Genomic DNA, 20267 nt, shown 5'->3' with positions numbered 1-20267 from the left:
CTCGGTCGGAGGTTCGGTCGGAGGTGGTTCTCGGTGGCCGCCCGCTCAGACGGTGGGCTCCGGCGGCTCGGGGTCCGCCCCTGTCCCGGGCTCGGCCGGATCAGGCCGTCTGCGATCGTATCCGCGCGCGGCGAGCAGCGACATCGCCAACATGATCATCAGCATGCCCGCCATCAGCAGGCCCAGCCAGAAGACCGTGTCCAGCAGGGCCAACGGCGAGAAGTACAGCAGGGACAGCGGAGCGGCGCAGAACACGACCGAGAACGTGAGCATCCACTGCTGGTTGTTGGTGACGACGAAGACCGTCGAGATCGGGGAGGTCACCAGCTGCATCGCCAGCCAGGGGGTGAGGGCACGGGCGAAGTCTCCCGCCATGTCCCACTGCTGGCCGAAGACGAACGTGAACAGCCACGGCGCGACCAGGTAGATCAGACCGAAGGGTACGATCGAGATCAGCAGCGAACGGATGATCGTGAAGCGCACCAGTGGGAGCATCCCCCCAGGACGCACGCGGGCAAGCTTCTGGAAGAACACCTGCGAGATCGCGCTGTTGATGAGACCGATCGGGACCTGCAGGATCCGCCATGCCAGGTTGAACTGGCCCACTGCGCCGAGTGCCACGGTACCGATCAGCAGGGTGATCCCGTTGATTCGCACCGAGTCCACCAGGGCATTGGGCATGTTCAGCAGCGGCATCTTCTTGTAGCGCGCCAGCAGTGCGCGTGTGCTGGTCGTGCCGTCTGGGATCGGCTGGTACAGCGACGTCGCTCGCACTCGCAGGTTCACGAAGGCATAGGCCTGCCCGATGAGTGTGCCGAAGATCAGGCCCGGCAGGGAGCGAAGCCCGAGGAGGCCGAAGCCCAGCTGCCCGCCGGCCGAGCCGATCGCCTGCTGCACCCGGTTCAGGGAGATGGTCCCGTACTGGGTCTTGCGGTTGTACCAGAACTGCATCATCGTCACCTGCGCGACGAAGAACACCGTGAACCCGCCCATGAGCAGCCAGGACGCCAGTTCCGGGTCATCGTATTGGGCGATCACGAGATCGCGCAGCGCGAACGCCGCCACGGTGAACAGCCCGGCGACGATGACGTTGCTGAGGGTGGCCACCCGTGCGATCCGTCGAGCCTCGTCGTCGTCCTCCGGGAGCATGATGGCCATGTCGAGACGCAGGGAGGCGATGGTCGTGGCGATGGCAGTCAGCGAGCCGTAGACCGCGAACTGACCGAAGGTCTCCGGGGTGAACAGACGGGCCGTGAAGATCGAGACGCCCATGACGACGATCTGGGAGATCGCCGTGCCGGTCAGCAGCACCATGATGTGCCGCAGAGTCGGATACTTCGTCACGAGCTTCTGAATCCGATCGCGGATCCCGGAGGAGGAGACCAACTCCGGACCACCTCGCGATCGCTTTGGGTACGATGAACGTGCGGGTCATCTCGGCTCGTGTCCCGGCGCGCCGACCACGAGGAGCTCATGCTGACCGTCGTCCCGCATCTTAGTACACGGTGGATCGCGGACGACGAAGGGCAGTACCTGCGCACGACACCGGGCACACGGCTCCTGGCGTCGTCGACGCCGGATTCGTTGCGTCGACGCGGCGAGCTCTTCTCCGCGGTGCTGGTCACCGAGGAGGAGATCCTGCTCCTCACCGATCATCTGCGCTCCTGGCCCCTGTTCTACGCGGTCCGCGGCGGGACGGTCCACGTGGGCGAGGACGCCTTCTCCGTCGCGGACGCCCTCGGCGGCCGTCTGCTCGAGGCGGGCGCCGCTGCCGAGTTCCTGCATACCGGCTTCGTGCTCGGTGACCGCTCCCTGCTCCGCGGGGTGCACCAGGTGCCGGCCGGGACCACCGTGCGGATCGACCGCACGACCGGTGAGATCACCCGCCATCTGGAGCGTCGCCTGCGCCTGCGCGAACCCGAGTTCGAGGACGTCCCCTCCTTCACCCAGGCGTTCACGGAGGCCCTGGACGCGGCGATGTCCCGACTGTACGAGCGTGCCGACGGACGGGTGATCGCGCTGCCGCTCTCCGCCGGCCTCGATTCCCGTCTGCTGGCGTCGCTGCTCGCCCGCGACGGCTACCCGCACGTGCAGACCTTCACCTACGGGCTCCCGGACAATGCCGAGGCGCAGGTCTCCTCACGGATCGCCGCGAGCCTCGGCCTGCCGTGGCGTCAGGTGGTGCACACCCCCGAGCAGCTGCGCCGCGCATGGACCGATCCCTCCACCACCGGCTTCCTGCGGGAGGCCTCGGGCGGGGCCTCGCTCCCCCACATCCAGGACTGGTTCGCGATGCAGGAGCTCACCACTGACGGCACCCTGCCGCCAGGCAGCATCGTCATCCCGGGCCATACGGTGGTCAGCACCGCGAAGGACGAGCCCCTGCGCCATGGTCGCAGGGTGGATCCGGCCGCTGTGGTGCGCTCGCTCGAGCCCTGGCACTTCTCCCTGCGCTCACAGCCCGCTCGGGCGGTCCGTCTCCCATCGGTGATTCACGAGCTGCAGGACTTCTTCACCGAGGTGTCGCTGACCGGTGACCCCCGGGACACGATGGATGCGGTGCGCTGGTTCTGGCAGCGAGAGCGGCAGTCGAAGTACATCCTCAACTCGATGCGGGGCTACGAGTACGTCGGGCTGGAGTGGGGACTGCCGATGCACGAGCTGGCGGTGTGGGAGGTGTACGAGGCGGCGCCGGACGCGGCGATCGCCTCCCGCGAGTGGTATCGGGCGCTGACGGAGGAGATCTACTCATCCGTCAGCGGAGCAGCGGCGCCGACGCGCGCCCCCCGCTCGAGGGAGCGCTCCCTCGCCCGGCGCACCGCAGCGACGGTGGCCAAGAGCACCGGGCTGCCGCAACTGCGGTCACGGATGCGGACAGTGCGTGCCGTTCTCGACCATCCGCTCGGTTTCGATGCGTTGATCTCGGGAGCGTCCCGGCGTGAGGTGGCGCTCCGCACAGCCGGCGGGATGACCCCGCTCGGGGAGTTCGCCGAACTGTTCCTGGCCGATGAGTGGGTGCCGGGCAGCAGCCTGTTCTCCTCGTGACATGCCGGATCGGGCCCGCGCCCACCATCACGGGCACCGCCGAGTGGCCTCGCCGCGATCAGTCGAGGGTGACCACGCGCCCCTCGCGTGCGCTCTCGAGCACGGCCTCGACGGTGCGGACGGTGTGCAGGCCCTCCCGCATGGTGACGATGTTGGAGGAGTCGCCACCGATCGCATCGCGGAAGGCCTGGTGCTCGGTCGCCAGCGGCTCCTGGCGCTGCAGGGCGTACCGGATCGAGTCGCCCTCGCTGACGCCGCGGAACGAGGCCATCGACTCCCACAGATTGGTGGCCGCATCGGCATTGGAATGGAAGGTGAGGTCGGCGTTGAGGGTGTCGGCCACCAGGGCGCCCTTCTCCCCCGTCACCACGGTGATGCGTTCCTTGAAGGGGGTCAGCCAGTTCACCAGGTGGTTGGTGATCGTCTCGTCCTGGAGCCGGCCGGCGATGGAGACCATGTCCTCGTCCCTGCGGCCGGAGCGCCGCGTGGAGGTCGCCGCGACGGAAGCGTACGGGGACTGCGCCACCCAGGCGGTGAGGTCCAGGTCGTGGGTGGCGAGGTCCTTGACCACCCCGACATCCGCGATCCGGGCCGGGAACCCGCCCTGGCGCCGGGTGACGATCTGATAGATCTCCCCCAGCTGCCCGTCCGCGATGCGCTTGCGCATCTCCTGCAGCGCCGGGTTGTACCGCTCGATGTAGCCGACCGCACCGACCAGCCCGGCCTGCTCATATGCGGCCGTGATCTCCTCGGCCTCGCCGATGTCGAACGCCAACGGCTTCTCCACCAGGGTGTGCACCCCGGCCTCCGCCAGCGTGATCGCCACGTCCCGATGGAACTGGGTGGGCACCGCCACCACCGCATAGTCGATGCCGGTCGCGATCAGCGCGTCCACGTCCGGCAGCACCTCGAGCCCCGGCGCCGCGCCGTGCGGATCGCCGTGGGCATCCGCGACCGCGACCAGCTCCACCCCCTCCAGGGACTGGAGGTTGCGGGCGTGGTGGCGGCCCATCATGCCCAGACCGATCAGCCCGGCCCGCAGCGTCTTCTTGTCCGTCATGGTCATGCCCCCGCCTTCGCCACGGTGTTCACAGCCGCCACGATCCGTTCCCGATCCATGTCCGAGATGCTCGGATGCACCGGCAGCGACAGCACCTCACGAGCCAGCATCTCCGTCACCGGCAGATCCACCTCCGTCCGGAACGTCGCCAGCCGATGCACCGGGGTCGGGTAATACACCCCGCACCCCACCTGATGCTCCTGGCGCAGAGCGGCCGCGAAACCGTCCCGCTCCGTCGCCGAGGCGCCCTCGATCCGGATCGTGTACTGGTGGTAGACATGCGTGGCACCCTCACGCACCACCGGCGTCTTCACACCGGCCAGGTTCGCATCGAAGAACGCCGCATTCGCCTGCCGCGTCGCCGTCCATGCCGGCAGCTTGCCCAGCTGGATGCGGCCGATCGCCGCATGGATATCGGTCATCCGGTTGTTGAAGCCGGCGACCTCGTTCGCGTACTGCGTCTCCATCCCCTGGTTCCGCAGCAGCCGCACCTGACGCGCGATCTCCGGCGTGGCGCAGGAGACCATCCCGCCCTCGCCCGAGGTCATGTTCTTCGTCGGGTACAGCGAGAACATCCCGCCCTGCCCGAAGGTCCCCACCTGGGCGCCCTGCCAGGTCGCGCCATGCGCCTGCGCCGCATCCTCGAACACCCACAGACCATGCCGCTGCGCGATCGCCAGCAGCTGATCCATCGGCGCCGGATGCCCGTACAGATGCACCGGCTGGATCCCCACCGTCCGCTCCGTGATCGCGGCCTCGACCGCCGCCGGATCGATGATGAACGTCTCCGGATCCACGTCCACGAACACCGGCGTCGCCCCGCACACCGCGACCGTGTTCGCGGTCGCCGCGAAGGTGAACGAGGGCACGATCACCTCATCACCCGCCCCCAGGCCCAGCGCCAGCATCCCCAGATGCTGCCCCGAGGTGCCGGAGTTCACCGCCACCACCTCCCGGCCCCCCGCCAGCGCGGCCGAGAACTCCTCCTCGAACGCCGCCACCTCCGGACCCTGCGCGATCATGCCCGAGGCCAGCACGCGATCCACCGCGTCCCGCTCCTCCTGACCGATCAACGGCTTCGCCGGCGGGATCATCGTGAGTTCGGTGTTCATGCGGCAGGACCGTCCTGTTCGTCATCGGAATCGTCATCAGGGAGCTCGGCCGGACGCGGCGCGTCGGCCAGGGGCGAGGAGGCCAGGAGCAGCCCGCCGGTGGAGTCGTCCGGGATGTACCACTCACCGGTGGCGGGGCACACCCAGGCATCGGTCCCGTCGGAGGCGGGGACCAGCTTCTCGCCGGAGCGGCCCACCCAGCCCAGACGGCGGGCCGGGACCCCGGCCACCAGGGCGTGGGGCGGGACGTCCTTGACCACGGTGGCGCCGGCGGCGACCATCGCCCAGGCCCCGATGGTCACCGGTGCCACGCACACGGCGCGGGCTCCGATCGAGGCACCGGTCTCGCAGGTCACGCCGACGGGCTCCCAGTCGGAGGCGGACTTGGGGGTGAGATCGGGGTTCACCGCGCGCGGGAAGTGGTCGTTGGTGAACACTGCGGCGGGGCCGACGAAGACGCCGTCGGCCAGCGTCGCCGGCTCGTACACCAGGGCGAAGTTCTGGACCTTGCAGCCATTCCCCAGCTGCACGCCGGTGCCGATGTAGGCACCGCGGCCGATGATGCAGTTCGTGCCGAGCATGGCGTCCTCGCGCACCTGGGCCAGGTGCCAGACGGCACTGCCGTCCCCGATCGTCGCGTCGTCCGAGATGTCGGCCCCCGGGGCGACCCGGTAGGCAGTGGTATCGCTCATGGGGCCGACGATACCGCGAGCATCGGCGCCGGTCCGGGAGGAACGCCCCGAGCTCGCGCCGGAGGGGAGATCGTCCACAGGATGTTCACGCGATGGTCGCTCCGGGATCCCCCGGACGCGTGCCACCGCTCACCGCGAGGCCCGCAGCTTCTCCCCCTTGGCCAGCGCGATCTCCCGCAGCTCCGCCTGGAAGGCGATCATCCGCTCGCGCAGGCGCTCGGCCTCGCCGTCCCCGCCGGCGGCGAGGATCCGGGCGGCGAGCAGACCGGCGTTGCGGGCACCGCCGATGGAGACGGTCGCCACCGGCACCCCGGCGGGCATCTGCACGATCGAGAGCAGGGAGTCCATGCCGTCGAGATGCTTCAGCGGCACCGGCACCCCGATCACCGGCAGCGGGGTGAGGGAGGCGAGCATGCCGGGCAGGTGGGCGGCGCCTCCGGCCCCGGCGATCACCACCCGCAGCCCGCGCTCGGCGGCGCCGCGACCCCAGGTGATCATGTCCTCGGGCATCCGGTGGGCGGAGACCACCTCGACCGTGCAGGTGATCCCGAACTCGGCGAGCGCTTCCTCGGCGGCCTTCATCACCGGGTGGTCGGAGTCCGAGCCCATCACGATGCCCACTCGCGGGAGGGGGGTGGTCTCGGTGCCGGAATGCTGCGTCATGGTGTCCTTCGTCGTCGGGTCCGCGATCGTGAGGTCGCGCGCGGGTCGTGGGATCGCCAGCGGTTCGTGGGGGCGGGGCGACGGGTCAGGGGCCGGCGGGCGATGCCGGCCCGTCGATGAGCAGACGCTCGGCGCGGTGGGCACGGGCGAGCAGCTCCTCGGCATCGTCTCCGAGCAGGGTGACGTGGCCGATCTTCCGCCCGGGGCGCACGGACTTGCCGTAGAGGTGGAGCTTCAGCGCGGGATCTGCGGCGAGCGCGGCGCGGGCACCGGGGGCGAGGTCCTCGGCGGCGCCGCCGAGCAGGTTCACCATCACCGAGACCGGGGCCAGCGGCGCGGTCGATCCCAGCGGCAGATCGGCGACGGCACGCAGGTGCTGCTCGAACTGGCCGGTCACGGCGCCGTCCATGGACCAGTGGCCGGTGTTGTGGGGGCGCATGGCGAGCTCGTTGACCAGCACCTCGCCGTCGGCCGTCTCGAACAGCTCCACGGCGAGCATCCCGGTGACGCCCAGGTCCTCGGCGATCGCGAGCGCGAGGCCCTGGATCCGCTGCTGGGCGGCGCTGTCGAGGCCGGGGGCGGGGGCGACCACCTCGTAGCAGACCCCGTCCTTCTGCACGGACTGCACCACCGGGTAGGCGACGGCCTCTCCCCCGGGCCGGCGCGCGACCTGTGCGGAGAGCTCGCGGGTGAAGGGCACCAGCTCCTCGGCGAGCAGCTCCCCGTGCTGGGCGAGCCAGTCCTGCGCCTGCTCGGCGCGGTCGATGAGCATCACCCCGTGGGCGTCGTAGCCGCCGCGCGGGGTCTTGATCACGAGGCGTCCGCCCGCCTCGGTGAGCGCCGCTGCGACGTCGTCGGCGGTGCCGATCCGCCACCAGCGCGGGCAGGGATGACCGAGCGCCGTGAGGCGCTCGCGCATGACCAGCTTGTCCTGGGCGTGGACGAGGGCCGCGGGCCCGGGGCGCACCGCAGTGGCCCCCTCCTGCTCGAGACGCTCGAGGATGGCGGTGGGCACGTGCTCGTGGTCGAAGGTGATCACCTCGACCTCGGCGGCGAGGGCGCGCACGGCCTGCTCGTCGTCGTGGCGCCCCGGGCGCACGCGGGCGGCGACGTCCGCGGCGGATTCGGCCGGATCCGTGGCCAGGACGGGCGTGGTCAGACCCAGCTCGATGGCGGGGCCGAGCATCATGCGAGCCAGTTGCCCGGCACCGATGATGCCTACGCTGCGGGCGCCGGCATCGACGTCGGAGGCGGACGGGGCGGGGCGGGGCGGGGTCTCAGGCACGGCGGCCAGTGTACGAGGTCAGTCGCGCGAGCGCGGGCGGCGCCGCACCACGGACCCCTGGGGCAGGGAGTCGAGGTCGTCCCCGCCGGAGCGGGCGCCCGTGACGCCGCTCGGTGACATGTCGGCGCGTCCGGCGCGGGCAGCCCGGCCGCCGCGCCCGGCCCGGGCCTCGCGCCCGCCCCGGTGCGGCCGCCCGGACCTGAGATCCTGGTCGTCGCCCGGGCCGCCCTCGTCGCCGGGGGCGGAGATCAGGAACACCCCGAATGTCGCCGGCTGCTCGGTGAGCAGTTCGAGCCGGCCGCCGTCGTCCTCGACCAGGGTGCGGGCCAGCGCCAGGCCCACGCCGGTGCCGCTCGAGCTGCGCCCGGAGACGGACCGCTCGAAGATCTGGGCCCCGAGCTCCGCGTCGATCCCGCCGCCCTCGTCGGCGACCTCGACGACGGTCGAGTGGTCGTTGCGGCGCACCTTGACCGTGGTGCGGCCGCCCCCGTGGGCGAGGGCGTTCTCGATGAGGGTCGCGACGACCTGGGTGAGCGGTCCGGTCGAGCCCCAGACCGCGGCGGAGCGCGGCACCTGCACCCGCAGCTCGCGGCCGGCCCGACGATAGGCCGGGGACCACTCCTCGCTCTGCTGGGTCAGCACGCTGCGCAGCTCCACCACGCCGGGGGTGCGGCGCTGGGAGGCCCGGGGGGCGTTGATGAGGTCGTGGACCACTTCGGTGAGGCGGTCGATCTGCTCGAGCGAGATCCGGGCCTCCTCGCGCACCCATTCCTCGGAGCTGACGGCCAGGATCTCGTCCAGTCGCATCGACAGGGCGGTCAGCGGGGTGCGCAGCTGGTGGGAGGCGTCGGAGGCGAGGCGGCTCTCGGCCTCGAGGCGCTCGTTGAGCATCGCGCCGGAGCGGGCGAGCTCCTCGGCCACGTCGTCGATCTCGGAGATGCCCGAGGGGTGCCAGAGGCCGCGCGAGCGTCCCGATCCCATCTCCTCGGCGCGCCGGCTGAGCCGGGCCAGCGGCATCGAGATGCGCTGCGCCTGCCACAGCGCCACCGACACGCCGATCGAGAGCGCCGCCAGTCCGGCGACGATGATCAGCACCCAGGCGCTCGCGGTATGGGCGCGCACGTCGGATTCCGGGATATGCACCGAGACGGACTGCCCGAAGGCGCCGTTGGTGTTGGTCGTCACACCGCCCTCCCCGGGCGGCTCACCGGCCGTGTACTCGGTGCCGTCGTAGGTGACCGAGACCGAGATGTTCAGATCCGTCTGCGCGTCCACGTGCCGCTGCAGCAGCGCCTCGTCGATCTCCCCGCCCTCCTGGAGCCGGGTCTCCGTATCGACCCGCACCTGGTCGAGGATGACGTTCGCCTGGTTGCTGAGCGTCTGCCGGTTGAGCTGGAGCCAGGAGTAGCCCAGCGGGATGCCGAGCATGAGCACGGCCAGCAGCACGGTGATGATGGTGGCCTGCAGCACGCGCTGCCGCACGGGTCAGCTCACCGCGCCGGTCTCGAAGCGGAAGCCCACACCCCTCACCGTGGTGATCCGGCGGGGATCGGTGGCGTCGTCGCCGAGCTTGCGGCGCAGCCAGGAGATGTGCATGTCGAGGGTCTTGGTGGAGCCCCACCACTCGGCGCCCCACACCTCGCGCATCAGGTCGTCGCGGGTGACGACGCTGCCGGACTCCCGCACCAGCACGGTGAGCAGGTCGTACTCCTTCGCGGAGAGGCTCAGCTCCTCGCCGTCGGCGTAGGCGCGGCGGGCGGAGACGTCCAGGGTCACCCCGTTGACATCGAAGCTGTCGCCGGACTCCTCCATCGCCTGGGAGCGCCGCATCAGCGCGCGGATGCGGGCCTGCAGCTCGCCGAGGCGGAAGGGCTTGGTGACGTAGTCATCGGCACCGGCATCGAGGCCCACCACCGCATCGACCTCGTCGGCCCGGGCGGTGAGGATCAGGATCGGGCATTCCAGCCCGCCCTTGCGCAGCCGCCGGGCGACCTCGAGCCCGTCCAGATCGGGCAGTCCGAGGTCCAGGATGACCAGGTCGATCGACTCGGCCCCGGCGGCGATCGCGAGCGCATCCATCCCTCGGGAGGCGCGCGTGACGGTGTATCCCTCCCGGTCCAGCGCGCGGGAGAGCGGTTCAGCGATGGCGGAGTCGTCCTCGACGAGAAGCAGTCGTGTCACGCGGTCCATCCTATGATCATGCCAGCAGGGTCTGGCCCGGACCGGGGTCCGGGCGGGCGTGGCCCCATCATCACAGGTCGAGCGATGTCAGGAACACCTCCGAGGTCACTGCGCCCGCTCACAGGCCCATGTCCAGGGGCGAGGAGCGGTCGCGCCGCATCTCCCGGACATGGATCGTCCCGATCCCGTGGAGCTCGACCTCCTCACCCTCGGTGAACGAGAAACCGCCGGGCAGCGCCTGTTCGACCGCGGCGCTGGTGTCCGCGTCGACCACGACCACGCCGGGCCGGGCGACCGACTCCATCCGGGCGGCGAGGTTCACGATCGGGCCGAAGACGTCCCCGTAGCGGGAGAACATCGATCCCCAGGCCAGGCCCACTCTGATCGGCGGGAGTTCGGGCGACTCGGTGATCGCCTCGGCGAGGCTGATGGCGATCTGGGCGCCGTCCTCCGGCGTGTCGGCCAGGAACATGATCTCGTCGCCGACCGTCTTGACCACTCGTCCGCCGCCGACGGAGATGACATCGCGGCTGAGGGACTCGAAGCGCCCCACCATGTCGGCCAGCTCGGTGCCGGGAAGGTCCTGGGCGATCCGGGTGAACTGGACCAGGTCGGCGAAGCCGATGGCCCGCTGCAGCGGGAACAGCTCGTCGGTGTCGCGGTGGAGCACCTCGCTGCCGGCGCGGGCCGCATAGGCGGCGAGCTGGCGGCGGAAGGTGAACATCACCTGCGATTCGAAGGTCTCCAGCAGCTCCGGGATCGAGTCGAGCATCTGCTGACGCGCCTGGGCGTCGTCGAGTCCGTCGGCGTACTTCGCCTCATCCACCAGCGCCTCGGTGATCCACATCGCCAGGCGCCCCATGTGGAAGCCCATGCCGCGGGAGATGCTGGCGAAGGCGCGCTCGCTGATCACGCCGTCCTCGACGATCGCGGCCAGATCGCCGATCGCATAGGCGTCCTCATCGGTGAACACCACGGTGTCCTCGTCGACCGGGGTGAAGCCGAGGGACCGCCAGTAGACGGAGGTGAGCCGCTCCGGGATGTCCTGCTGCCGGGCGAGATCCCGGCGGGAGTACTTGCGCGGGCCCTGCAGCAGGATCTTCTCCAGCGCGCCGACGCTGCGGCGCACCGCCGCGAAGCGCCGATTGAGGTCGAGGATCTCCTGATCGTCCAGGGAGCCCGCCTCGGCACCGTCCTGCGAGAGATCAGGCAGCTCCGCGGTCTCCACCGGGACGGCATCTCGCGGCGCCGCCGGCTCCTGCGCCGAGGCGCCCCCCGCGGGGTCCGTGCTCTCCAGGTCTTCCATGCCTCCGCTCACGTGCCGTGCTCCTCCTGCTCGATGGCCATCGCATCGCGTGTCGTGGGCCGAACGGGATCGTCCGGTCGCAGATGCCGCACATCACCGATGTCCACTGCCGTCCGGCCGCCCCCGGGGAGGTCGATCACCAGACGGCCGTGCTCGTCGATCATCCGGGCGATGCCGTGCAGGGGGGACGGGTGCGCTCCGCCCATGCCCGCCTCCCCCAGGGGGTCGACCCGCACCGCTCGCCCCAGTGTGAGGCAGGTCATAGTGTAACGCTCGTGCGTGCCCGCCGAGACCCCGTCTCCCCCCGCGGACTCCAGCCGGGAGAGCTCCTGGGCCAGGGCCGCGGCCAGCGCGGACTCGAGACGCTCCCGCAGCGCCCCGTCCCCAGCCCCGTCGGCGCCCGGGCGCACGCCGTCGTCCCCGCGCAGCCAGGCCGCACCGGGCACGGCCCGACCGTCGGCCTGCAGGACCGGTCCGCGCAGGTTGATGCCGATGCCCAGCAGCACGAGGTCCGGGCCGCGGCCCTCGACGAGGATCCCGCCGAGCTTGCGGCCGTCCGCGGTGTGCAGATCGTTGGGCCATTTCAGCCCGATCCGGGCTCGCTCCTCCCCGGTCGCCCCCAGCACCTGGTCGAGGGCGGCGATCGCCGCGACCCCGGCGGCCAGGGAGAACCAGCCGCGACGGTCGGCGGCGAGCCGGCTGCGGTGCGCGACGGTGAGGGCGAGGCTCGCGCCGTCGGGACTCGCGAAGGAACGGCCCAGCCGTCCCCTCCCTCCGCTCTGGTGCCGGGCGGTGAGCGCGAAGGGCGTCTGCTGCCCGTCGGCGGCGCGGCGCGCGGCCTCGTCCTGCGTGGAGGTGACCGCATCCCTGCGGAGGATCTCGAGCGGCCCTCCCGGTGCGGCGTCCGTCCGTTCCCTCACGCCTCCCCCTCCTCCTGTCTCGTCGGCCGCTGCCGGGTCGTGCCCGGCGCTCTGCCCTGCATCCGATGACGGCACGCACGGCCGGAGGACCGGCCGTCGCCGTCGGACGTGGGTAGCGTAGTATCCCGGTGTCCATCCGCCGGAACAGATGGCGGCCTCGCAGGCCGCAGCAGGAGGCTCCGTGACCGACGCCCCGCGGCCGCTCACCACCGCCCAGCGACTCGAGGACCTGCGCCAGCGCGATGCCGCCGCGGTCTCCGCCGCTGATGAGATCGCAGTGCAGAAGCAGCACGCCCGTGGCAAGAAGACGGCCCGCGAACGCATCTCCGACCTGCTGGACGACGGCTCCTTCGTGGAGACCGATCGGTTCGTGCGCCACCAGGCCCGCAGCTTCGGCATCGATCGCAAGCGCCCCGACGGCGACGGGATCATCACCGGCTACGGCACCATCGACGGCCGTCAGGTCTGCGTGTACTCGCAGGACTTCACCGCCTTCGGCGGTTCGCTCGGCGAGGCCCACGGCCGCAAGATCCAGAAGATCCAGGATCTCGCCCTGAGCACGGGCGTGCCGATCATCGGCATCCTCGACGGCGGCGGCGCCCGCATCCAGGAGGGCGTGGCCTCGCTGGCCATGTTCGCCGGCATCTTCAAGCGCAACACCCGCGCCTCCGGGGTGATCCCGCAGATCTCCCTGATCATGGGGCCGGCCGCCGGCGGTGCCGTGTACTCCCCGGCCCTGACGGACCTCATCGTGATGGTCGAGAAGACCTCGCACATGTTCATCACCGGCCCGGACGTGATCCGCACCGTCACCGGCGAGGACGTCGGCTTCGAGGAGCTCGGCGGGGCACGCACCCATTCCTCCCGCTCCGGTGTCGCCCACTACATGGCTCCCGACGAGGCCGAGGCCATCGAGTACGTCAAGGACCTGCTGAGCTATCTGCCGGCCAACACGCTGAGCCCGGCGCCCTCGTTCCCGGCGCCCGTCGAGGAGTCCCTCACCGCCTCGGACACCGCGCTGGACACGCTGGTGCCCGACTCTCCGAATCAGCCCTACGACATGCTCTCGGTGCTGCGCACCGTGCTCGATGACGAGGAGTTCCTCGAGGTCCAGCCGCTGTTCGCGCAGAACATCCTGGTGGGCTTCGGTCGCGTCGAGGGCTTCAGCGTCGGCATCATCGCCAATCAGCCCTCGCACCTGGCCGGCACCCTGGACATCGACGCCTCGGAGAAGGCGGCCCGCTTCGTGCGCCTGTGCGACGCCAACAACATCCCGGTGCTGACCTTCGTGGACGTGCCCGGCTTCCTGCCCGGCACCGACCAGGAGTACGGCGGCATCATCCGGCGCGGCGCGAAGCTGCTGTACGCCTATGCGGAGGCGACGGTCCCGCTGATCACCGTCATCACCCGCAAGGCCTACGGCGGCGCCTACATCGTGATGGGCTCCAAGGAGCTGGGGGCGGACATCAACCTCGCCTGGCCCACGGCACAGATCGCGGTGATGGGCTCGCAGGGCGCGGTGAACATCCTCCACCGCGGTGATCTCCGGGAGGTCACCGAGCAGGGCGGCGATGTGGCGGCCGCCCGTGCTCGGTACGAGGCCGAGTACGAGGAGCAGTTCGCCACCCCGTACACGGCGGCCGAGCGGGGCTGGATCGATGGCGTGATCCGTCCCGCCGAGACCCGGCTCGAGGTGGCTCGCGCCCTGCGCGCGCTGCGCACCAAACGCGACACGCTGCCCACCAAGAAGCACGGGAACATCCCGCTGTGAGCGCTCAACGGTCCTCCGGCCCCACCGCGGAGGGCGCCGACGGTGCCGAGGACGCACCGGCCGTGCGCCCCGCCGACGTGCGTCTGGTGCAGGGCTACCTGCGCGATGACGAGCTCGCGGCCATCGCCGTGGTGGTCTCCGCGATGAGCGTGACCAGCCGGCTCGAGGCGGAGGAGCGCCTGCTCGCCGAGGGCCGGGGTGCCGGCGCGGGGGCGTGGAACGACGTCGTGCACTGCCATCCGCGCGCCCACGGCCTGCGCTCTCGCCCCTCGCCCACCGCCTGGCAGTTCTCCGACCGCTGAGCGGGACGCCGCCCGATCGGCAGTGGCCGGACCCGTCCCGGCGCGTGCGGGCTCCGCACGAGTGGTCGCCTGCCGCGCACTAGACTGCCCCGCATGCCCGAGACCCCTCCTGCACCGTCGGCCGCGCCCGGCCCCGCCTCCGCGCCCCGTCCCGCCACCGCCCTGGACACCCTGGCCGATCAGTACGTCGACCTCAGCGCCCGCCTGGATCCGTTCCTCGCCACCGCCCTGGGCTTGCCCGGTCACGACGCCGAGGTGACCGACTACTCCCCCGCCGCGGTCGCCGAGCGCACCGCCGCGGCCCGCACCCTGCTCGCCCGTGCCGCCGAGGTCCCGGACCAGGACGCGGTGGACGCCGTCACCCGGGCCGCGCTCACCGAGCGCCTGGGCCTGGAGATCGAGCGGGCCGAGCAGCGCCTCGACATCGCCGCGGTGAACAACCTCGCCTCGCCGCTGCAGTCCCGAGATGCTCTCGACCAGATGCCCACCGACACCGCCGAGGACTGGCAGGTGATCGCCGAGCGGATGCTCGGGCTGCCGCGTTCGCTCAGCACCTGGGCCGAGTCGCTCCAGGAGGCGGCCGAGCACGGCGTGCTCTCCGCCCGGCGGCAGCTGCGACTCGGCGCGGAGCAGGCCCGCGGCTTCGCCGCCGAGGACGGATTCTTCACCGCCTTCGCCCGTGACGCCGTGGGCGACGGCCCCCAGCGCGAGCGGGTCGCGCAGGCCGCCCGCACCGCCGCCCAGGGCTATCTCGACCTCGCCGACCAGCTCGAACGCCTCGCCCCGCGCGCCCCCGAGCGGGACGCCGTGGGCCGGGACGCCTACGCGCTGGCCTCCCGCACCTTCCTGGGCAGCACGATCGACATCGACGAGACCTATGCCTGGGGCATCGAGGAGCTGCGCTCCGTGGTCGCCGAGCAGGAGGAGGTGGCCGCGCGGATCAACCGGCGCGCCGGCAATGGCGGCGGCAGCTCCGTCGACGCCGCGAAGCGGGCGCTGAACGCCGACCCCTCCCGAGTGCTGCACGGCACCGAGGAGCTGCGCACCTGGATGCAGGACCTCAGCGACCGGGCGATCGACGACCTGGCCGGGACCCACTTCGACATCCCCGAGCCGCTGCGGCACCTGGAGTGCCGGATCGCCCGCACCGGCTCCGGCGGCATCTACTACACCGGCCCCAGCGAGGACCTCACGCGGCCGGGCCGGATGTGGTGGGACGTGCCGTCCGGCACCACGGAGTTCCACACGTGGCTGGAGACCACGACCGTCTGCCACGAAGGGGTGCCCGGCCATCACCTCCAGGTGGGCACGCAGACCCTGCAGGCCAGCACCCTGAACCGGTGGCGGGCGATGATGTGCTGGGTCTCCGGGCACGGCGAGGGCTGGGCGCTGTACGCCGAGCGGCTGATGGACCAGCTGGGATACCTCGGCGATGACGGCGACCGGCTGGGCATGCTGGATGCGCAGCGGCTGCGGGCGGGCCGCGTGGTGCTGGACATCGGCCTGCACTGCGAGCTGCCCATGCCCGAGGGGCTCGCCGGATCCGCCGGCGGCGCCTGGAGCGTCGAGAAGGCCTGGGACTTCATGAGCGCCCACTGGGGCGTGACCGAGGCCGAGCAGCGCTTCGAGCTGCACCGCTACCTGGGCTGGCCGGGCCAGGCCCCCTCCTACAAGATCGGCCAGCGGGTCTGGGAGCAGCTGCGCCAGGATGCCGAGTCCGCCGGAACGCCCGTCCGCGACTTCCATCGCCGTGCGCTGGAGCTCGGTGGCCTGCCGCTGTCCGTCCTCGAGGAGGCGCTGCGATGAGCACCCCGGAGCCGCTTCGCGACGTTGACGTCACGGACGTCACGGACGTCACGGACCATGACCCGCTGCTGCTGCTCGCCTCCGCCTCGGCGGGACGCCGCGCCACCCTGCGCGCGGCCCGCATCGAGCACTCGGCACTGCCCGTCGACCTCGACGAGGAGGCGATCCTCGCCCGGGCCCGTGCCCGGGCCGCGGAGTCCGGTGACCCGCAGGACGTCCTGACCGCCGCGGACGAGGTGCTGCTGCTCGCCCGGGAGAAGGCGCTCGCGGCGACCGCCCGCAGCGACGGCGGCTATGTGGTGCTCGGCTGCGACTCGATGCTCGAGCTGGACGGCGAGGTGATCGGGAAGCCGCTGACCGCGCAGCGGGCCGTTCAGCGCTGGCGGGCGATGCGCGGCCGCACCGGGATCCTGCACTCCGGGCACTGGCTGGTCGACGACCGGGACCCGGAGGACGGCGGCACGGGCGCCACCTTCGGCGCGACGGCGAGCTGCGAGCTGCACTTCGCCGCCCTCTCCGACGAGGAGATCGAGGCCTACGTCGCCACCGGGGAACCGCTCGGCGTCGCCGGGGGCTTCACCCTCGACGGGATCGGGGGGCCCTTCATCGAGCAGGTCCAGGGCGACCCCCATGCGGTGGTGGGCCTCTCCCTGCCCCTGCTGCGACGGATGCTCGGGGAGATCGGCCTGGGTGTCCACGAGCTGTGGGAGGACATCTCCTCCGACACCGTCGACACCGGCCCCTCGGACCCTGCTGACCGCTGAGCCCGCGCGGTACTACACTCGACCTCTGCTGACCCCCTCGGAAGGACCCCTCACCGATGCCCGCTCGCTCCTCCAAGCCCCGCCCCCTGTCCACGGTGCTGATCGCCAACCGTGGAGAGATCGCGGTGCGGATCGCACGGGCCTGCCGGGACGCCGGGCTCCGCTCCGTCGCGGTCTACGCCGACCCGGACCGCGATGCGCTGCACACGCAGATCGCCGACGAGGCCTACGCCCTCGGAGGCACCACTGCCGCCAGCTCCTACCTCGTGGTGGACAAGCTCCTCGACATCGCCCACCGCTCGGGGGCCGACGCGATCCACCCCGGCTACGGGTTCCTCTCCGAACGCGCGGATTTCGCCCAGGCCGTCATCGATGCGGGACTGACCTGGATCGGTCCGCCGCCGTCGGCGATCGAGAAGCTCGGCGACAAGGTCTCCGCCCGCCACATCGCCCAGAAGGCCGGTGCGCCGCTGGTCGCCGGCACCAAGGATCCGGTCAAGAACTCCGACGAGGTCGTGGACTTCGCCCGCGAGCACGGCCTGCCGATCGCCATCAAGGCGGCCTTCGGCGGCGGCGGCCGCGGCCTGAAGGTGGCCCGCGAGGAGTCCGAGGTCCGCGAGCTGTTCGACTCCGCGGTGCGCGAGGCCGTCGCCGCCTTCGGCCGCGGCGAGTGCTTCGTGGAGCGCTATCTCGACTCGCCCCGCCACGTCGAGACCCAGTGCCTGGCGGACCGGCACGGCAACGTCCAGGTGGTCTCCACCCGTGACTGCTCGCTGCAGCGCCGCCACCAGAAGCTGGTCGAGGAGGCGCCCGCGCCCTTCCTGAGCCCGCAGCAGAACGCCCAGCTGATCAGCTCCTCGAAGGCGATCATGCGCGAGGCCGGCTACGTCGGCGCCGGCACCTGCGAGTTCCTGGTCGGCAAGGACGGCACCATCTCCTTCCTCGAGGTCAACACGCGCCTGCAGGTCGAGCACCCGGTGACGGAGGAGGTCGCCGGGGTGGACCTGGTGCGCGAGCAGCTGCGCATCGCGGCCGGTGAGTCCATCCGCACCGAGGACCCGATCTCCCGCGGCCACTCCTTCGAGTTCCGCATCAACGGCGAGGACCCGGGCCGCGGCTTCATGCCCGCTCCCGGGACGATCCAGCGCTACGACGTGCCCTCAGGGCCGGGCGTGCGCATCGAGTCCGGGGTGCGGGCGGGCGACGAGGTCTCCGGAGCCTTCGACTCGATGCTGGCCAAGCTCATCGTCACCGGTGCCACCCGTCAGGAGGCCCTCGAGCGCTCCCGCCGGGCGCTGGCGGAGTTCCACATCGACGGGATCCCCACGGTCCTGCCCTTCCACCGCGCGGTGGTCGAGGACCCGGCCTTCGCACCGGAGGATCCCGAGCAGGCCTTCTCCGTGCACACCCGGTGGATCGAGACGGAGTTCGACAACGATCTGCCGGCCGCACCGCTGCCGGCCCAGCCGGAGGACACCGAGGACCGCGAGGCCGTGGTCGTCGAGGTGGACGGCCGACGGGTCGAGATCAGCCTGCCCGCCTCGCTGCGCGCGCCCCAGGCCCCGGTGCGGCAGCGCCGCAAGCGCCAGCACCGGGCGAGCGGGGAGGCCGCCGGCGGCGGTGGCAGCGTCTCCGCCCCGATGCAGGGCACCATCGTGAAGGTGGTCGCCGAGGAGGGCCAGTCGGTGGCCGACGGCGATCTGCTGGTCGTGCTCGAGGCGATGAAGATGGAACAGCCGATCACCGCGCACCGCTCCGGGGTCGTCACGGGGCTCAGCGCCGAGATCGGGGCCACCGTCTCCGCCGGTGCCGTCCTGTGCACCATCGAGGACTGACCGGACCGCACCGGCAGCGAGCGCGCTGCGAGCACGGGAGGACTCAGTCCTCCGGCGCGAGCACCCGCTGCCTCGCCACCTCGGCCAGGGAACCGGTGAGCGAGGGGTAGATCGTGAAGGTGCCGGCGACCTGCTCGGCGGTGAGCCGGTGCGCGACCGCAAGGGTGAAGGGCAGGATCAGCTCGCTCGCCCGCGGCGCCACCACCACGGCACCGATCACGGTGTGGGAGCCGGGGGCCACGATGAGCTTCACGAAGCCCTCGGTGATCCCCTGCATCTTCGCCCGCGGGTTCGTGTCCAGCCCCAGCACCAGGACCTCGCCCGAGACCTCACCGTCGCGGACCTCCTGCTCGCTGACGCCGACCACGGCGATCTCGGGGCTGGTGAAGATCGCGGAGGAGACCTGGGTCGAGATCAGCGGGGAGACGGCCTCGCCCAGTGCGTGGTGCATGGCGATCCGTCCCTGCATCGCCGCCACCGAGGCGAGCGGGTACACCCCGCTGCAGTCCCCGGCGGCGTAGATGCCCCGCACGGAGGTGCGGGAGACGCGGTCGGTCTCGATGTGGCCGGATTCCTCGACCCTCACCCCGGCGGTCCGGAGCCCGAGGTCGGCGGTCCAGGGGATCCCACCGATGGCCACCAGCACGTGACTGCCGGCGATCTCCTCGCCCGTGGTGAGGGTCACCACCACCCCGTGCTCGGTGCGGCGCGCGGTGGCGGCGCGGGAGCGGGAGCGCACGGTCACGCCACGACGGGCGAAGGCGTCCTCGAGCACGTCGGCGGCCTCCGCATCGGTGCCGGGCAGCACCTTCTCGCGGGAGGAGACCAGGGTGACCTCGCTGCCCAGCGCCCGGTAGGCGCTGGCGAACTCGGCGCCGGTCACGCCGGAGCCGACCACGATCAGGTGCTCGGGCAGGCGGTCCAGCTCGTACAGCTGGGTCCAGTTCAGGATCCGTTCGCCGTCGCAGGGGGCGCTGTCCAGCTCCCGGGGGCGGGCACCGACGGCCAGCAGGATCACATCGGCCTCGAGGCTCGCCACCCGCTCGCCGGTCCCGTCGAGCACCTCGACGCGGTCCGGCCCGTCCAGGCGTCCCGTCCCGTCGATGACCTGCACGCCGGCGGCGACCAGGCTGGAGCGGATGTCCGCGGACTGGGCCGTGGCGAGCTCGCGCACCCGATGGTTGACGGCGGCGAGGTCGACGTTCAGGGAGTGGGCGGTGGGGGCGGTGCCGTTGTCGGCGTCGCGGATGCCGAGCTGCTGCGAACCGCCCACCAGGTCGAGCACGTCCGCGGTGGCGATGAGGGTCTTGGAGGGCACCACGTCGGTGATCACCGCGGCGCCGCCGATGCCGCGCTCCTCGATCAGCACGGTCTCCGCGCCGTGACGCGCGGCGGTCAGTGCGGCCTCGTACCCTCCCGGGCCGCCGCCGATGATCACCACGCGGGCGTGGTCCCCGGCGCGGGGGAGACGACTGGGGTCCGAGGGCAGGGCTGTACGGGGATCGGTCACGCTGCCATTGTGGCA

The 20267-nt window shown here is 71.7% G+C and carries 17 protein-coding genes; 6 read left to right on the top strand and 11 right to left on the bottom strand.

Annotated elements, in window-relative coordinates:
* Positions 1–45 precede the first annotated feature (45 nt).
* Positions 46–1344: a lipopolysaccharide biosynthesis protein gene (locus CFK38_RS08440; RefSeq protein ID WP_245851267.1), complete on the bottom strand. Its 1299-nt coding sequence runs from the start codon at positions 1342–1344 to the stop codon at positions 46–48.
* Positions 1345–1473: 129 nt separating this feature from the next.
* Here CFK38_RS08440 and CFK38_RS08435 point away from each other — a divergent pair, with 129 nt between their 5' ends.
* Positions 1474–3045: an asparagine synthase-related protein gene (locus CFK38_RS08435; protein WP_096804280.1), complete on the top strand. Its 1572-nt coding sequence runs from the start codon at positions 1474–1476 to the stop codon at positions 3043–3045.
* 58 nt (positions 3046–3103) lie between these two features.
* Here CFK38_RS08435 and CFK38_RS08430 read toward each other — a convergent pair whose 3' ends face one another.
* The 9 genes from CFK38_RS08430 to CFK38_RS08390 form a co-directional block, all read right to left on the bottom strand.
* Entirely contained in the window at positions 3104–4105 is a 1002-nt protein-coding gene (locus tag CFK38_RS08430; protein ID WP_096802673.1) for a Gfo/Idh/MocA family protein, read from the bottom strand.
* Between the two features lie 2 nt (positions 4106–4107).
* On the bottom strand, positions 4108–5217 hold the full coding sequence (locus CFK38_RS08425) for a DegT/DnrJ/EryC1/StrS family aminotransferase (protein ID WP_096802672.1): 1110 nt from the start codon (positions 5215–5217) through the stop codon (positions 4108–4110).
* Positions 5214–5909, bottom strand: coding sequence for an acyltransferase (locus CFK38_RS08420; RefSeq protein ID WP_096804279.1), 696 nt, complete (start codon positions 5907–5909; stop codon positions 5214–5216). Before CFK38_RS08420 ends, CFK38_RS08425 begins: the two co-directional genes overlap by 4 nt.
* A gap of 129 nt (positions 5910–6038) precedes the next feature.
* Complete coding sequence (gene purE, locus CFK38_RS08415; RefSeq protein WP_096804278.1) at positions 6039–6572, bottom strand: 5-(carboxyamino)imidazole ribonucleotide mutase; 534 nt, start codon at positions 6570–6572, stop codon at positions 6039–6041.
* Positions 6573–6657: 85 nt separating this feature from the next.
* Complete coding sequence (locus tag CFK38_RS08410) at positions 6658–7857, bottom strand: 5-(carboxyamino)imidazole ribonucleotide synthase (protein ID WP_096802671.1); 1200 nt, start codon at positions 7855–7857, stop codon at positions 6658–6660.
* An 18-nt stretch (positions 7858–7875) separates the two neighbouring features.
* Positions 7876–9339 (bottom strand): ATP-binding protein, encoded by a 1464-nt coding sequence (locus CFK38_RS08405; RefSeq protein ID WP_096802670.1) that lies wholly within the window; start codon positions 9337–9339, stop codon positions 7876–7878.
* Positions 9340–9342: 3 nt separating this feature from the next.
* Positions 9343–10047 (bottom strand): response regulator transcription factor, encoded by a 705-nt coding sequence (locus tag CFK38_RS08400; RefSeq protein WP_476727207.1) that lies wholly within the window; start codon positions 10045–10047, stop codon positions 9343–9345.
* Positions 10048–10156: 109 nt separating this feature from the next.
* Complete coding sequence (locus CFK38_RS08395; RefSeq protein ID WP_096802669.1) at positions 10157–11356, bottom strand: adenylate/guanylate cyclase domain-containing protein; 1200 nt, start codon at positions 11354–11356, stop codon at positions 10157–10159.
* Positions 11353–12264 (bottom strand): biotin--[acetyl-CoA-carboxylase] ligase, encoded by a 912-nt coding sequence (locus tag CFK38_RS08390; protein WP_096802668.1) that lies wholly within the window; start codon positions 12262–12264, stop codon positions 11353–11355. Before CFK38_RS08390 ends, CFK38_RS08395 begins: the two co-directional genes overlap by 4 nt.
* Before the next feature lie 181 nt (positions 12265–12445).
* On the opposite strand from CFK38_RS08390, the gene CFK38_RS08385 reads away from it, so the two are divergent.
* The 5 genes from CFK38_RS08385 to CFK38_RS08365 all read left to right on the top strand — a co-directional run bounded on the left by CFK38_RS08385 (position 12446) and on the right by CFK38_RS08365 (position 18742).
* Positions 12446–14035 (top strand): acyl-CoA carboxylase subunit beta, encoded by a 1590-nt coding sequence (locus tag CFK38_RS08385; RefSeq protein WP_096802667.1) that lies wholly within the window; start codon positions 12446–12448, stop codon positions 14033–14035.
* Positions 14032–14337, top strand: coding sequence for a hypothetical protein (locus CFK38_RS08380; protein ID WP_096802666.1), 306 nt, complete (start codon positions 14032–14034; stop codon positions 14335–14337). The genes CFK38_RS08385 and CFK38_RS08380 overlap by 4 nt, the downstream gene beginning before the upstream one ends.
* Before the next feature lie 93 nt (positions 14338–14430).
* The gene (locus CFK38_RS08375) at positions 14431–16143 is read left to right on the top strand and encodes a DUF885 domain-containing protein (RefSeq protein ID WP_096802665.1); all 1713 of its coding nucleotides are present in this window, start codon (positions 14431–14433) and stop codon (positions 16141–16143) included.
* A complete protein-coding gene (locus CFK38_RS08370; RefSeq protein WP_096802664.1) occupies positions 16140–16907 on the top strand; it encodes a Maf family protein in 768 nt (255 codons plus the stop codon). The genes CFK38_RS08375 and CFK38_RS08370 overlap by 4 nt, the downstream gene beginning before the upstream one ends.
* Positions 16908–16963: 56 nt before the next feature.
* Complete coding sequence (locus tag CFK38_RS08365; RefSeq protein ID WP_096802663.1) at positions 16964–18742, top strand: acetyl/propionyl/methylcrotonyl-CoA carboxylase subunit alpha; 1779 nt, start codon at positions 16964–16966, stop codon at positions 18740–18742.
* Between the two features lie 43 nt (positions 18743–18785).
* On the opposite strand, the gene CFK38_RS08360 is transcribed toward CFK38_RS08365, so the two are convergent.
* Positions 18786–20252, bottom strand: a complete 1467-nt coding sequence (locus CFK38_RS08360; protein ID WP_245851266.1) for an NAD(P)H-quinone dehydrogenase — start codon at positions 20250–20252, stop codon at positions 18786–18788.
* Between the last annotated feature and the right edge of the window lie 15 nt (positions 20253–20267).

The organism is Brachybacterium vulturis (assembly GCF_002407185.1).
Taxonomy (GTDB): Bacteria; Actinomycetota; Actinomycetes; order Actinomycetales; family Dermabacteraceae; genus Brachybacterium; species Brachybacterium vulturis.
Note: the sequence above shows the minus strand (reverse complement) of the source record. Positions and strands in the feature narration are given on the sequence as shown.